16 protein-coding genes, 3 tRNA genes and 1 pseudogene are annotated in these 14,675 nt (G+C 48.7%); 7 read left to right on the forward strand and 13 right to left on the reverse strand.

The window, feature by feature from the left end; translation table 11 throughout:
* From nrdD to ACI2NF_RS01890, 3 genes and pseudogenes are all read right to left on the reverse strand, one after another.
* Positions 1–1,680: an anaerobic ribonucleoside-triphosphate reductase gene (gene nrdD, locus ACI2NF_RS01880; RefSeq protein ID WP_400210999.1), complete on the reverse strand. Its 1,680-nt coding sequence runs from the start codon at positions 1,678–1,680 to the stop codon at positions 1–3.
* Complete coding sequence (locus ACI2NF_RS01885; protein ID WP_177972097.1) at positions 1,670–2,119, reverse strand: 4Fe-4S single cluster domain-containing protein; 450 nt, start codon at positions 2,117–2,119, stop codon at positions 1,670–1,672. The genes nrdD and ACI2NF_RS01885 overlap by 11 nt, the downstream gene beginning before the upstream one ends.
* 467 nt (positions 2,120–2,586) lie before the next feature.
* Positions 2,587–3,225 (reverse strand): annotated as a pseudogene (locus ACI2NF_RS01890) (ATP-binding protein); the annotation flags it as partial.
* Positions 3,226–3,236: 11 nt separating this feature from the next.
* Between ACI2NF_RS01890 and ACI2NF_RS01895 the strand changes: the two are divergent.
* A complete protein-coding gene (locus ACI2NF_RS01895; protein WP_400152681.1) occupies positions 3,237–4,256 on the forward strand; it encodes an ATP-binding protein in 1,020 nt (339 codons plus the stop codon).
* A 114-nt stretch (positions 4,257–4,370) separates the two neighbouring features.
* On the opposite strand, the gene ACI2NF_RS01900 is transcribed toward ACI2NF_RS01895, so the two are convergent.
* Both ACI2NF_RS01900 and ACI2NF_RS01905 read right to left on the reverse strand, forming a co-directional pair.
* Positions 4,371–4,709: a DMT family transporter gene (locus ACI2NF_RS01900; RefSeq protein WP_177971391.1), complete on the reverse strand. Its 339-nt coding sequence runs from the start codon at positions 4,707–4,709 to the stop codon at positions 4,371–4,373.
* On the reverse strand, positions 4,709–5,038 hold the full coding sequence (locus ACI2NF_RS01905) for a DMT family transporter (RefSeq protein ID WP_400149487.1): 330 nt from the start codon (positions 5,036–5,038) through the stop codon (positions 4,709–4,711). Before ACI2NF_RS01905 ends, ACI2NF_RS01900 begins: the two co-directional genes overlap by 1 nt.
* A gap of 78 nt (positions 5,039–5,116) precedes the next feature.
* Between ACI2NF_RS01905 and ACI2NF_RS01910 the strand changes: the two genes are divergently transcribed.
* Positions 5,117–5,413, forward strand: coding sequence for a hypothetical protein (locus ACI2NF_RS01910; protein WP_400147059.1), 297 nt, complete (start codon positions 5,117–5,119; stop codon positions 5,411–5,413).
* Between the two features lie 120 nt (positions 5,414–5,533).
* Here the strand turns inward: ACI2NF_RS01910 and ACI2NF_RS01915 are convergent.
* Positions 5,534–5,609 (reverse strand) — tRNA-Arg (locus ACI2NF_RS01915).
* 146 nt (positions 5,610–5,755) lie between these two features.
* Here ACI2NF_RS01915 and hypE point away from each other — a divergent pair.
* A complete protein-coding gene (gene hypE / locus ACI2NF_RS01920) occupies positions 5,756–6,805 on the forward strand; it encodes a hydrogenase expression/formation protein HypE (RefSeq protein ID WP_400149485.1) in 1,050 nt (349 codons plus the stop codon).
* Positions 6,806–6,848: 43 nt separating this feature from the next.
* Positions 6,849–8,054: a DUF1015 family protein gene (locus ACI2NF_RS01925; protein WP_400147054.1), complete on the forward strand. Its 1,206-nt coding sequence runs from the start codon at positions 6,849–6,851 to the stop codon at positions 8,052–8,054.
* Between the two features lie 79 nt (positions 8,055–8,133).
* Here the strand turns inward: ACI2NF_RS01925 and ACI2NF_RS01930 are convergent.
* Positions 8,134–8,208: transfer RNA gene (locus tag ACI2NF_RS01930), tRNA-Thr, on the reverse strand.
* 89 nt (positions 8,209–8,297) lie between these two features.
* On the opposite strand from ACI2NF_RS01930, the gene rqcH reads away from it, so the two are divergent.
* Entirely contained in the window at positions 8,298–10,238 is a 1,941-nt protein-coding gene (gene rqcH, locus ACI2NF_RS01935) for a ribosome rescue protein RqcH (RefSeq protein ID WP_400147051.1), read from the forward strand.
* Positions 10,239–10,247: 9 nt separating this feature from the next.
* Here rqcH and ACI2NF_RS01940 read toward each other — a convergent pair.
* The 4 genes from ACI2NF_RS01940 to ACI2NF_RS01955 form a co-directional block, all read right to left on the reverse strand.
* Positions 10,248–10,324 (reverse strand) — tRNA-Arg (locus tag ACI2NF_RS01940).
* 48 nt (positions 10,325–10,372) lie between these two features.
* A complete protein-coding gene (locus tag ACI2NF_RS01945; protein ID WP_177971387.1) occupies positions 10,373–10,564 on the reverse strand; it encodes a 30S ribosomal protein S17e in 192 nt (63 codons plus the stop codon).
* 92 nt (positions 10,565–10,656) lie between these two features.
* Positions 10,657–11,319: an FAD-dependent thymidylate synthase gene (gene thyX, locus ACI2NF_RS01950; RefSeq protein WP_400147049.1), complete on the reverse strand. Its 663-nt coding sequence runs from the start codon at positions 11,317–11,319 to the stop codon at positions 10,657–10,659.
* The gene (locus ACI2NF_RS01955; RefSeq protein ID WP_400147047.1) at positions 11,282–12,016 is read right to left on the reverse strand and encodes a TraB/GumN family protein; all 735 of its coding nucleotides are present in this window, start codon (positions 12,014–12,016) and stop codon (positions 11,282–11,284) included. Before ACI2NF_RS01955 ends, thyX begins: the two co-directional genes overlap by 38 nt.
* Positions 12,017–12,087: 71 nt before the next feature.
* Here ACI2NF_RS01955 and ACI2NF_RS01960 point away from each other — a divergent pair, with 71 nt between their 5' ends.
* Positions 12,088–12,753 (forward strand): HAD family hydrolase, encoded by a 666-nt coding sequence (locus ACI2NF_RS01960; protein WP_400147045.1) that lies wholly within the window; start codon positions 12,088–12,090, stop codon positions 12,751–12,753.
* Between the two features lie 5 nt (positions 12,754–12,758).
* Here ACI2NF_RS01960 and ACI2NF_RS01965 read toward each other — a convergent pair whose 3' ends face one another.
* Positions 12,759–13,406 carry an HVO_0476 family zinc finger protein gene (locus ACI2NF_RS01965; protein WP_177970997.1) on the reverse strand — a complete coding sequence of 216 codons (648 nt, stop codon included), beginning with the start codon at positions 13,404–13,406 and terminating at the stop codon, positions 12,759–12,761.
* 12 nt (positions 13,407–13,418) lie between these two features.
* Positions 13,419–13,994: an MBL fold metallo-hydrolase gene (locus tag ACI2NF_RS01970; RefSeq protein WP_177970995.1), complete on the reverse strand. Its 576-nt coding sequence runs from the start codon at positions 13,992–13,994 to the stop codon at positions 13,419–13,421.
* 108 nt (positions 13,995–14,102) lie between these two features.
* Here ACI2NF_RS01970 and ACI2NF_RS01975 point away from each other — a divergent pair, with 108 nt between their 5' ends.
* Positions 14,103–14,675, forward strand: a complete 573-nt coding sequence (locus ACI2NF_RS01975; RefSeq protein ID WP_400147040.1) for a HemK2/MTQ2 family protein methyltransferase — start codon at positions 14,103–14,105, stop codon at positions 14,673–14,675.

Raw genomic sequence — 14,675 nt, forward strand, 5'->3', positions numbered from 1 at the left:
TCAGTTCCTCCTACGATTAGCGACCTCGTTCTTCTTCCCGCTGACGAAATAATCGAGGACCTCGAGATATCCACTGACACGGCGAATCCTCAGGATATCCTTGGACTTACAGTTGGGACACCTATCGAAGACACCTGATTCGCCGCATTTATTACAGATATCCTGCGGGAAATTGAATCCCAAATATCTGGTGCCGCTATCGACGGCACATTTCAAAAGTTCCATGAGGCCCTCTGTATTGCCTATCGGGGCCTCTCCGAGTTCTACATATGAGATGCTGCCACCGTTGCAGTAACGGTGGTATGGTCCTTCCAACGATATCTTCTCCAGAGAGGTAAGCTCACTGTCCACATCTATATGGAAGGAATTGGTGTAATACCCCTTCTCCAAAACAGGGTGCACATAGACCTTACTGTCTAATTCACAGAACCTTCCGGATATGAGCTCCCCACTGGTCGCCAGCAAGGAGAAATTAAGCTTGTAGCGCTCGGTACAGGAATCAGTGAAATCACGCATGAAGGATATGAAATCGAGTGACTCTTCCATGAGCTCACGATCTGAGTAGATCTTCTTGCCGGACATTATCTCGAAGGCTTCCGAAAGACCGATGAAACCTATCGAAAGAGTCCCATGCCTGAATACATCTTCGAGATCGTCCAAATCCTCCATCCACAGACCGTATCTGCACACTGTGGGATAATCGGAGGGCTCCATCTCTATAGTCTTGTAATAACGATCCAGAAGGATGTCAGCCACAATCTGGGCTAGATCCAACCATTTCTGTCTGAATATGGACAACCTCTCGGAGATTGGCGCAGAAAGCGTCTCGAAGGCCAGCCTGGGAAGATTGATGGATATGTTATCGATGTTTCCGCGACCTATCGCCCCGGTATGCCCATAGATATCCGAAACCACTCTCGTACGACAACCCATGACAGATAGGAGATGAGGATCCACACCCTTATCAGCTGGACAATCACAGAGTAGATAAGTCGGAATCATCTTGCGGGAAGTACACTCCAGAGCCATCTCCAGAAGATATCTGTTGGGATCATTCGGCGAATAATTGACTCCGTCCTTGACCTTGAATACAATATTGGGTTTGAACACGGTATTCGGAAGGGAACCGAATTCCCAGATGACAGATTTACATATGAATGATGCGAGTCTGCCCTCAGCCAGACCGATATTGAGTGTGACATAATAGCTGACCTGCCCCATACGTTCGTGGGAAGCATTGCACCACTCGATGAAATCGGAAATGCTATCGGAAAGTAGCTCTAGATTGGACTCATTCTCAGCGACACCGATCTTGATGAGGATTGTGGCCGTATCCTGGTCAAAATTGGCAAAGGCCATACCTCCAGACTGTTCGTTCCCGACCTTGGATATCAATTCCTTGTAGTAGGTAAACAACTTGATTATCGCCCTGTGGTCAGACAAACCTTTGAAATCATCATATGGGAAACGTCTCAAAAGATCGAAGGTGAGACAATTGTAAGTGATACCATAGGCGTCGAGGTCATGGATATGGATGTGCCCATCCCCATGGAGGCCCGACCAGTCCTTCGGCAGAGACGATAGGATGGAATCCTTCTTCGCTCTTTCACCGACATCATAAATGTAACCGACGTAGGTCTTGCGTTGAGAGGCATTCTCATACCTGACATTACTGTTCATCATTATCCCTCAAAGAGATGAATCTCTGATTGGTCGAGCCGATGTACGGAATAGTCGTACATCTCTTGCTCTTGTCATATCTTCCGACTTTTATGTACTTTAAGAACGGAATGATCTCCTTTGGAACCTCATCCAAATTACTGCCGGTGTAAATGCAGAGATCGAAATCAGACAGAGAACGGACCAATTCAAGAAGAGCCTCGTATTGGAAAAAAGGCTCCCCACCGGCGATGGTCAGCTTTTTATTATGACATCCTTCACGGATGATATTGGAGAGTTCAGATACATCATACCAGGCCCCGCTGTTAACGTCCCATGTACTTGTATTATGACAACCTTCGCAGCGCTTATCACAACCTTGAAGGAAAAGAAGGGTGCGGATACCAGGGCCATTGACCAAGGAACCCCTGAAATCAATGGAATTGATCTGGATGCGCATGATGTGAAAAAAGTGAATAACCGTATATCAATATTATTAAACAAACATGGAAGATAAGTTCTAACCCTCCTGTGCTTTTTCTTCCACCCTTCAGCTATCTTGCCTTGCGTCATCGGGCTTTCCACTTTACAGTGTATAAGCGTCGTGTACGCAGGGCTTCGGTCAGTCGCCTTGGGTTTCGAAGAAAGCCCAGGGTTGAAAAGAAATGTTCTCAATGAACTTACCTGAAAACAAGATAAATCTCTTAAGAAACGACTTCGAAACTGATTACAGGATCCTGACCGGAGAGATTACGGTCGAGAGGCTGAAATAGACTGAGGAATACGATTCGGCATCTATGCCCAACTGCTCTCGCCTGAGATTGGAAGTAGTCAAGGGAGCTACAGACCCATCATAATCGCAATGTCTAATGTATCGAACGTAGACAACATCTACGTTAAAAAGAAGGAGGAGAAGCATACTAGCCTTTAGGGTCCGAGAACTGTCGGCGACACCACGTACACACCATCATCCCTTTGGTAGACGGCGTTCGTCATGCCGCATATCACACATAGGAACTCCGGAGGCCTTCCTTTCTCCTGATTACGTATCTTCTTGTCTATCTTCAGCAGTGATTCGGCACCCTCATCTATCTCTTGGGCCCCGATCTTGACCTCGAAGGCCCCCCACCTTCCGTTCGGAAGCTCCAGCACTGCGTCGATCTCGTTCCCGTCGCCGTCGCGGTAATGCATCACTTTCCCATCCGACATCATGGCATACACCTTAAGATCGTGCACGCACAATGCCTCGAACAGATATCCGAACGAGTTCAAGTCGTTGATGTAAGATTCCGTATCCATCCCCATCGCCGCAGCCGTAAGGGATGGATCCGCCAGATGCCTCTTGGGTGTCTTCCCGACTCTTACCGAGGACCTCATGTTCGGGTTGAAAGCAGATTGGAAATCCGTGAAATGGAGTCTTTCGAGAACGGAAAGATAATCATCCAAAGTATTGTCAGCGATTGTTGGATCATCAGGATTCTCCAACATGTCCCTCTTGAGTGCCTTCTTGGATGCAGTAGTGCTCTCATTACGTGCCAAGGAACGGATAAGGCGAAGCATCTTGGCCGGATCACGAGATACGCTCCCGCATCAAGGATGACGGCCAATACTACGTGATGATTGATGAGATACAATTGGCAGATGGGTTCGTAGATTTGATCAATGGTTTCCGCGCGGACAGCAGATTGGATGTATATATTACTGGGAGCAATTCGAAATTCCTCTCGTCAGACATTGTCACCGAATTCAGAGGAAGAGGCACCGAGATAAGGGTCCAACCCCTATCCTTCTCTGAATATCTTCCTGTATCTGGCCTTGATGAACGTGCAGCATGGAAGAGATACCTTACCTTTGGAGGCCTTCCAGAAGGAATAGGGCTAGAAGACGAGGATAGGATGAACTACCTCTCGTCCTTGATATCCACAGTGTATGTTCGCGACATAGTGGAAAGGAAGGGCATTCAATACCCCGATGTTCTGAACAAAATCTTCGATATGCTCTCTTCAGCCATTGGTTCCTTGACCAACCCATACAGGATGCAATGTTCCATACGTACCAAAGGATTGGATGTTGGATGGAATACCGTATCCGAATACGTTGGGCATTTGGAGGATGCGTTCCTCTTCGAAGAATCCAAACGGTTCGACATAAGAGGCAAGGATTATATCGACACGCCTTCCAAATACTACTCCACCGACCTAGGCATAAGGAACGCGAAACTCGGATTCAGACAAGACGAATATGCACATCTGATGGAGAACGCGATATACAACGAACTCAGATACAGAGGGTTCGCTGTGGATGTCGGCGTCATAGGGATCAGAGAGTACATCGACGGAAAGAGGGAATACAAACAATTGGAGATCGATTTCGTTGCGAACAAAGGCGATCGCCGGTACTACATACAATCAGCATACCACATGGATGATGACATCAAAAAGGAACAGGAGATCAGTCCATTCCTGAAACTGAACGATGGATTCAGAAAACTTGTGATAACAGGCGATGATGTACCTTGTCATGTGAATAGCATGGGAATTACTGTGATGAACGTCATAGACTTCATGAAGAATCCCTTCAGCTTAGAGAGGATATGAGATTTGTTGGACATATCCAATAAATTTAATATGATACAAATACAACCGAAGGTGAACACACCCAATATCTCTCAGCGATAGGTATTATGGATGCAGAGATATCCTCTGTGTTCATCATTCCGATCTTGGGCCTGTCGTGACCTGAAGTCCGATTATCCCGCCGATGATCATGATCACGAATATCACGCGTAACACCGACAGCACCTCGTTACCGAGAATGGTGGAAACGACCAATGTTCCGACTGCACCTATCCCTGTCCAAACAGCATATGCGGTGCCTATGGGCAATCCTGCATTCAGCGATCTTGCAAGAAGGATCGTGCTACCGGCTAAGAATACGGCTACGATGACATCGTAGTACCAAATTGTGAAACCGTCAGAGTAATCCATAGCGACCGCCCAGACTATCTCCATCAGTCCTGCAATGAATATCATGGACCAACGCTTATCCATCAGAGCACCTCCGACGTGAGATTGAGTCCGACGATACCTGCGATTATCATGAATATGAATGCGATCCTGATGAACGTTGCCGATTCCTTATACACGAACACGCCTAGAAGGAATGTACAGACCGCCCCGATACCGGTCCAGATCGCATATGACAATCCTGCGCCCAGGGTCTGCATCACGATCGACAAGAGATATAGGTCGAACACCATCAACACCATCGTGAGAGCTCCCCACTTCAGATCCTTGAAACTATTAGATTTCTCCATAGTGAATACCCAACACGGTTCAAGAAAACCGGCGATGACGACCAATATCCATGCGATCTCCATGAGGCGCCGACATCCACGAACATTATAAACGTTTCCAAACGGATAGGATATTATCTGCCCAGATACTTGACGGAAATGATGAACATGGAAGATATCTCTGCATCCATAAGGCCTATCGCTGAGAGATATGGGGTCGATCGCATCTATATGTCCACAGGATCTAGGGCGGAAGATAGGATCGAACTGTCCATGGATTCAGGAAAACTCGTCAGCATGAGGGACATCTTCGAGTTCACAGATGAGCTGGAGGATCTCTTCGGTACCAAGGTCAGGATCATAGATAGGGAATCCGTTCGTAACAAGGAACTGTTCCAATCCATGATGGATAATGAGATCCTGATCTATGAATGGGAAGGACTCCGTGAGGGTGATTGAACCTTCATTCTGAATGGACCGTATCTGGATGATTTTGCATATCTGATGATACGTATAACAGTGGATGATCCCGATCATATGACTGAATCCCGTGGATTACAAGCACATCTCACGAAGATATGGGCCCGTCGGGATTCGAACCCGAGTCGATGGTTCCGAAGACCATCAGGATTGATCCAAGCTACCACATGGGCCCGCCACATCAATTCATTAACAGATAGTTAAATCATTTCATAATCTGACCACTTCGGTGAAATCGACTATGTGACGCATATATCGGACCATCATAGCAAAGCGATGGGAAAAGAAACCTTTATCGCATGGATGGGTGATTGCACGGACATGGCAAAGGTCGTAATGAACCACGGTTCAGGCGGGGAGGTCATGCAGGAATTCCTCGCGAAGCATATCACGTCGCATTTTCCAAAGATGAAAGCCGAGGTCCCGTTGGACTCATTCGATGATTCTGCCGTCATAGATGATGTCGTATTCACCACCGACGGACACACCGTCAAACCATTGTTCTTCCCCGGAGGGGATATCGGTTCCATATCCGTCGCAGGTACCGTGAATGACATCTCCGTCATGGGTGCGACACCTTTAGCACTCTCATGCTCACTCATCCTTGAAGCAGGATTGGACATCGATATCGTCGATAAGGTCCTGGAATCCATGGGCAGGACAGCTGAAGGGTGCGGCGTACCGATAGCTACAGGCGATACGAAGGTTGTCGAAGCCGGTGCTGTGGACCAGATGGTCATGTGCACATCTGCCATAGGCAAGAGATCGAAATACATGGACAGCAACCTGGAGGTTGCTGAGCAATACAGGAAGGTCGATTCGAGATGGGCGACCGACAGCAACGTCAGACCAGGGGATGCCATCATCGTCTCCGGATATGTCGGGGACCATGGCATCGCATTGTTGTCGTTCCGCGAAGGATACGGTTTTGATAGCGAGGTGAAGAGCGATGTCGCACCTCTCAACGGACTCATCGAGACTGGATTGAAGACCGGAGGGATCGTTGCCATGAAGGATCCGACGAGAGGTGGATTGGCCAACACACTCAATGAATGGTGTTCCAAATCGAAGATCGGCATGGAGATCGAATATGCGGACATCCCCCTCAGGGACGGAGTCGTGAATGCATGCGATATGCTCGGCATCGATCCGCTCAGCATCGGCAACGAAGGGAAGGTCGTCATCGGCTGCGTACCTGATATGGCCGAAGAGATAGTCAAGGAACTCAGGAAACATCCGCTTGGAAGGGATGCTGCGATCATAGGTCATGCCACTGAATCCGACATCCCCAGAGTCATACTGAGGACGGAGATCGGCGGCAAGAGGATACTCGAACCGCCGGCAGGGGACCCCGTGCCCAGGATCTGTTGACAGTCCCGATAACGGAATATTATAATAACCGCCAATGGTACACATGAGTAGGTGTACCATGGTTACATTCCTTCCATTCAAAGGATACAGGCCGTCATTGAAAGGTGACGAGAGCATAGAGGACCGCGTATCCCCGCCTTACGATGTCATCAGCGGGGATTATCTCAATGAGCTTCAGAACAAACCCCACAATGTCACCAGGCTCACACTCATGCCCGATCCTGACAAGAGATATAAAGGATCCAGGGAACAGCTGGAATCATGGATCGAGGATGGTGCATTGGTACAGGATGATGATTCCTTCTACCTGTACAAGCAGACGTTCGATGACCATGGTGTCACCAAGGTCAGAACAGGATTCGTTGGAAGGTTGAAGACGGAAAGATACGATGATGGGAACATAATCCCTCATGAGGAGACGTTCTCCAAGGTCAAAGCCGACCGTTTGAATCTCCTCAGGGATATGGAGACGCACCTGGAATCGATATTCGGTATATTCGAAGGATTCAGCAAGGATCTCAACGATGCCATCGCGAAGGCTGCCGTACCTCTGTATTCATTCAAGGATGATGCAGGTGTCACACACGAATACTTCAGAATTTCGGATAAAGACATAACAGATAGGATCTCCAAGGAATTGACGGATCAGAAGATGCTCATCGCCGATGGTCACCACAGATATGAGACTGCGTTGAACTACTCATTGGAGAATCCTGATGACGAGATGAAATCGTATGTCCTGGCGACACTTGTTGCATCCGACGATGGCGGATTGGTCATATGGCCCACGCACAGACTTGTAAAGAGCGATGAGATCTCGGATAAGAGTGTCATATCCAAGGTACAGAAGAGATTCGAGACCAAGGAAGTGGATTCAGCGGACGAGATGATGTCAGAGCTCAAGGATTGGGAGATGGGACTCATGTTCCGCTCGGGAAGGTACATCCTTGCAAGATACAACAGTGGTGACGATCCCATGTGGAGCCTTGACACCTATGTGCTGCAGGAACTGATCCTCAAGGACATCTACAAATCGGATGAGGACAAGGCAACGATCGCATATGACGCCGAATATCCGTCTGTGAAGAAGAAGATGGATAACAAGGAATACGATCTTGCGGTCATACTCAACGACCCTAGCCTTGACACCATATGGAAACTCTCCATGATCGGAAAGAGGATGCCGAAGAAGACCACATTCTTCTTCCCGAAAATCTGGTCAGGGTTCGTCTTCTACAAAATGGCTTGAGTCGAGATGGCGTAGTGCCATAGCACTATACCTCCACAAACCTATTCCCAATCACATTATCATATATTGTTAGAATGAATGGAGCTACTGGAGGGAATTGAACCCTCGGCCTGCGCCTTACCAAGGCGCCGCTATACCCCTTAGCCACAGCAGCACGATTGCGTACAATGTGGGTTCACTTGATAAATCTTTCTGAACACCTATGGGATATCTTTATCTCAATCTCTGGACCTAACCCCGTCCATGAAGAAGGAGATGAGTTCTTTCGATGTCCGTTCGGTCGTCAATGAGATGGCAGTACTGAAGGATGCGCACATGGACAAGATATTCCAATGGGGCAACAATGTCCTGTTACGTATCAACGTTCAGGGACAGGGAAAGAAGGACGTCTTCTTCAAGGATAAGAGATGGTTGTATCTCCCTGAGAGGAAACCAGAGACTCCGGTCACCCCGCAGTCGTTCGCTACATTCCTCAGGAAATATTTAGATAACGCACGCATCGGAGAGATATATCAGGCTGGTTTCGACCGCGTGGTCATCATGGAGGTCCTGAAAGCCGATCGCGACTACAAGCTCATCTTCGAGATGTTCGGCGGAGGCAATGTCCTTCTAGTGCTCGATGGCAAGATAGTGAATTGTCTGATCCATAAGACGATGAGGGACAGGAGCGTCAGACCTGGCGAGGATTACATCATGCCAAAGCGCAGATTCGATCCCACATCCTCGCCGTTCGAAGAGTTCATGGAGATAATGAGATCATCCACATCCGATGCCGTGAGGACATTGGCCACCGGGATCAATCTCGGAGGGCAGTATGCTGAGGAGACTTGCGAGGTAGCAGGCATACCGAAGAACACCAGAGTCGATGAGCTTTCCGATGACGATCTCAAAAGATTGTTCGAATCCATGAGCTCTGTCGTAGAGAAGATGATGAGAGGAGATGGATCGATCCTCTACAGATCCGGGGACGATATCATCGACATATCCCCGATGGAGATGTCGATCTATTCCAACTACACCGCACAGAGATTCGATACTACCTCGAAGGCCATAGATGCGTTCATAACAGAGACCGAGAAGGCCGAAGCAGAGGAATATGTGGATCCGGAGATAGTGAAGCTCCAGAAGAGGATCTCCAAACAGACCGAGACGGTCGAACAATACAAGGAGGAATCGGACGATCTCAAACTGAAAGCTGACGCGATATACGCCAACTATCAACAGATTACCGAACTCCTAGCTGTGCTCTCAGAACAATCGAAGAAGCTCACATGGGAGAAACTCAAGGAAGGGGCACTGAAGATACCGTTCGTTCCAGAGATCGATCCGTCCAAGAACAGGGTGGTCGCTGAATTCGACAACATAAGGATACCTTTGGACTACACGGAAGGGATAGATTCCAATGCATCGATCATCTATCAACAGAGCAAGGACATAAACGAGAAGGCCAAAAGGGCCAAAGACGCACTTGATGTCAGTTTGGATGAACTTGCGAAGAAGGAAGCAGGATTAGCGAAGACCAAGGCCGCAATGGCCAACAAGGTACAGCCGACGAAACAGTTCTGGTTCGAGAGATACAAATGGTTCATAGCGCCGTCCGGAAGACTCGTGATAGCAGGTAAGGATGCACATACGAACGATAACATCGTCAAGAAGCATCTGAAGGAGGATGATCTGTACGCTCACGCAGACCTTCATGGGGCCCCATCCACGATCATAAAGAAAGGGAAGGATGCTCCGGAAGAGGATCTGAGGGAAGCATGCATCTATGCCTTGGCTCAATCCAAAGGATGGGTGGCCGCACTCACGGATGGAAGTGCATATTGGGTGTACACCGATCAGGTCAGCAAGACACCTCAAGCAGGGGAGTTCGTTCCCAGAGGCGCATTCATCATACGCGGCAAGAGGAATTATGAATACCATCTTCCGATGGAACTGGCTGTGGGAGAGATAACCTATGAGAATTCAAGGAAGGTCATGTGCGCCCCGCTCGAATCCATGAAGAGGCTCTCCAACAAATATTTCGTCATCCACCCTGGAAGAGGAAAGGCTGGAAAGACCGCTGCGCTCATGGCGAAGGAATTGATGGTACCTGAAGAAGAGGTATCAAGGATCCTACCCCCTGGCGATGCAGAGATAGTCAGGAAAGTATGGCCTGAAGAATCCCAGAATGATGAACTCTGAGATACAGGATGGCGCTCGCGCCGGGATTCGAACCCGGGTCATAAGATCCGCAATCTCAGAGGATATCCAAGCTACCCCACGCGAGCTCATCATAATGCGGAATTTAGGGTTTAATAATGAGAGGTGTAAAGCGTTTAGATCTCTACTTGGTCAACATAGCGTGTGATATAGCCTGCGATCCTGTTCCTCATCGTGACTGATGAGACGTCTGTGAGGCTTCCAACCATTGCTTTGTTGTTCTCGAAATCATCGTTGAATGCTTTCGGGTACTTGTTAACGAGATCAATCGCTACTCTCTTGATGTATGTGGGTCTGATTCTTCCCATGTATCTTCACCGAGTAAAGCGGATTAAGATAATTCGTTATATAAAGGTATCCTAGATGGGTGAGTTGCGGACGAGGTCCCGTTGGATGGGCCTCAATCCCTGAATTCGACCCTTGGCGCACCGCACGTGAGCTTACCTTCTGGACATGCTCCTTTCACACATGGCGGACCTGCGCCCTTGAATATCACAGGATAGACCTCTTTGCACTGTCTGAGCATCTCATCTGCCATCTCCCTGATCTCCCACTGTGCACGGTTACAACACCTCAGTGAGAAGAAATGGATCAGTTCCCTAGCGTTCATGGTTATCGTTATGTTGGTCGTGCATGCGTTCGGAAGGACATATCTCGCATCCTCTGGAGGGATCTTCTCGACCAATCTGTTGTATGATGCCCATATCTCCGACATCGTTCTTTCGAATTCCTTCTTGAGCTCGGGATCCGCCTCGACAGTCTTGGGGATCACATAAGTGGGCTTATCCATGGACACGTATCTTTGACTTTGCTGCGAGAATGATGCGACACGGTGCCTCACCAATTGGTGTGTCAATGATCTCGACACCCCTTCGATGGAGAATGTGAAGACAGCATGCTCTATGACAGAGTGGTGCCCCATCCCAACGATCTTCCCAAGGACCTTACCCGGATTGGGTGCATCGACCAATTCCATCGATGATCTCTCGGAATAGCATGATTTACCTGCAGCTGCACAGATCGCCTCAGCGTTCTGCGTGTACGCCAACAACTTGACCCTCATTCTCCTCTCCTCTGTTCCATAATGACGCTCTGACCTTATCAAGTCTGTCCTTATCTAATATGTCTGCGAGCCTGATCTTCCTCACTTCCAGGTCGGAAAGGGCATCGGCTATGCCTTCGACATGCGCATCCCCCACAACGACGACGATATTGGTGAATCTTTCTGCGTAATCTCTGATCTGCGCGGACATCTTCTCATTGCGCTCATCCACGAGCACCCTCACGAAATTGGGGTACCTGCGGCGCATATCCTCTATGGCCTGGTCCGCATACTTAGAATCGTCGATGATCCTCTGTACATCCTTCTGTCCCTTGAAACGGTCACGTATCACCGATAATCTGTATCTGAACCTCTCCCCGAACGGCATGGCATCCCATGCCCTCTGGAGAGTCCTCATCGCATCATCATCGATGAGACCAATCTCCGCACCGACCAATTTACCCGTCTGTACGGCAGTGAGCATCTCGTTGCCCACACTGGACCTGTTGTTCTCAGCGAGTTTCTGTTGATATTTCGCGGTTTGTTCGAACATCTTGTCCGCCTTGTCGCCATCGGTCTCCGAAGAATTCCCTTGGAGGGCATTGTAACGCGTGACATCCAGCTCGACGAGCACGGCATCCGGCCATATGTGTTTGATGAAGAACATTATAGGCTCGGCTATGTTCACAACATGTATCGTGCCTATTATCGTTATCATCGATGCGTGATGTGTATCGTGGTATAAATGATAACGTCAAGATTATTATGACAGATATTATCCACGGACGTATGGGAAGACGCTACGACTTGGCGATATTCGACATGGATGGCACCCTTACCGTCCCTAGAAGCACATGGGGATACATCCACGACGAGATGGGCGTGAGCAATGAGGATTCGTTGACCGCCTTCAATTCCGGCGAGATCGATGAGGATGAGTTCATAAGACGCGACCTGTCCCTGTGGTTCGGTGTCGACCCCGATATCAGTGAGAAAAGGATCTTTCACATCCTGAGGACCATACCATGGATAAAAGGGATACAAGAGACCGTGGCATGCCTCCACTACAATGACATCAAATGCGTGATCTGCAGCGGAGGACTGGAATTAGCATCCAGGATGATCGCGAACGAATACGATTTCGATGGTTATTCCGGAGTGAGACTCCTGACCGATGATGACGGAAGACTCACCGGAGGATATGTGAAGGGTTGTACTTTAGGTGACAAAGGTATTCGCACAAGAGCGTTCATCGATGAGTTCGGTGTCGATCCGAGTAGGGTCGTCTCCATAGGGAACTCATACACCGACATCAAGATGTTCGATGAAACGGGGATGAGCATCGCATTCAACCCTACCGATGATCTCACCGTAGAGGCTGCGGATCATGTCATAAGAAGTGACAACATATCTGACATATTGGATGTCATACTCAAGAATGAGAGATACTGTTGAGGGTATCAGAACTCAATATCCTCTTCGTCCTCATCTTCGAATTCGATGATCGGAACGACCCTTCTCTTCATCTTACCGTAAATCCTGACGACCTCTCTCGCTTCTACCGACCCTTTGGAGTGGAGACGGTCGCGTGCCTTGATCGCATGGATGTAACATTCCATATCAGGGAGCGTGAGTACGTGTCCGATGACGAACTCATCATCGGGTTCTGCTTCGATGCGTCTTGAATAGCTCTTGCGGTTATCGTTGACAGTGACTTTGACGTTCAGTACATCGAATTGTTGAGCCCATATGGTCTTGATGTCCTCGATCTGTGCCCTCTTTCTCCTCTGACCGTCACCGAGATCGATAGAACATACCCTGAGACGTCTCCCGTCCTCGAGGAAGAACTCGTCATCGATCCTTACGGTCTCCCCTTCCTCTATCTCGGTCTCGGTCTTCTCGGATACGGGGCCATCGCTGATTATGACGGATACCTTGCACATCCTTGGCATCTTGATCGTTCCTGAGAACACATTACCGCATTCCTCGCAACGGAATGTCCCTTCCAGAGATGCCTTACCAATCCTTCCTTTGAGTACCTCATGCGTCGTAAAGTCATCACATTTGGCACACTCGTAGTAAATCTCCTCTGGAACCTCTCTTGACATGGTAATCTCTCCTCAGATCTTGAACGGAGCCCCGTGCCCCGGTATGATCACATCCGCGTAATCGCATATCGTCTTAATACTTTTCATAGCGACATCCTTGCATACGCAGATACCTGGCGGAACGCCTTTGATTATGTTATCCTGAAGCGGAACAGCATCACCGACTATGGCATACTTCCTGTCGATGCCGTTGACGAATACACTCATGGAATCCCATGTGTGTCCTGGTGTGTACACCAATTCAACGCCTTTGGCGATGGTGACATCCCCATCGATCACCTCTGCCCCTTTGGGTTTCACATCCTCTCCGTCATGGATGTACAGCTTGGCGTTGGGGAACATGTCCACATTGGCAGTATGATCGCTATGGTTGTGCGTCAATACCACGATATCGACGTCCTTGGCGAAGACACCTATCTGTTTGAGGGACATCTTCAGTGACGGCCTCATGTCCTTGCTGCTCGTATCCACTACGATCAGTTTCCCATCCGCTTTGATGAGCGTGGATGTGGAATCGGCATGCAATATGTTCCCGGATTCATCACGTACAAGACTGCCGATGGCAAGGACATCCAATGTGTTGTTCATGAGCGGATATCGCCTACAAGATAGATAATCCAATCGTTGTACCCATCGAACGCTGGATGGATGTCGGATACGGAACATGTCTTATCAATGATGAAAGCCCTCTCACGGATGATGGAATACGACCCCGACATAGAGATCACAGTACTCCCTGAGGTTTATCCTCCGTCGGAGGACAGCATACTTCTGATAGAATCTTTGGATGTCAAGGAAGGGGAGAGGATATTGGAAATCGGCCCGGGATCCGGTGTCGTGTCCATACATTGTGCGAAGAATGGATGTTCGGTGACCGCTGCGGATGTGAATCCTCACGCGGTCGAATGCACGATATTGAACTCGAAAAGGAATGATGTCGATATCACCGTATTGCACTCCGACCTCTACGAGAAAGTGGATGGGATTTTTGATTGTATAGTGTTCAACCTCCCATACCTGCCAGTGGATGAAGAAGGGGAACTTGAAAAGGCATGGTCCGGCGGATCCGACGGTATCGGCCCATTGCCCGGATTACTTGAAGGGTCGGATGAACATCTCGATCCCAATGGACGTATCGTTATCGTAGTGTCATCATTGATGGATCAGGATAGATTGAACGGACTGATATCCAGATATGATGTGAAGGTCACAGGGGAGTTACCCCTGTTCTTCGAGAAGCTCTCCGTCCTGGAGTTGAGGAAAGCGTAA

This window comes from Candidatus Methanarcanum hacksteinii (assembly GCF_964305265.1).
In the GTDB taxonomy this organism is placed as follows: domain Archaea; phylum Thermoplasmatota; class Thermoplasmata; order Methanomassiliicoccales; family Methanomethylophilaceae; genus Methanarcanum; species Methanarcanum hacksteinii.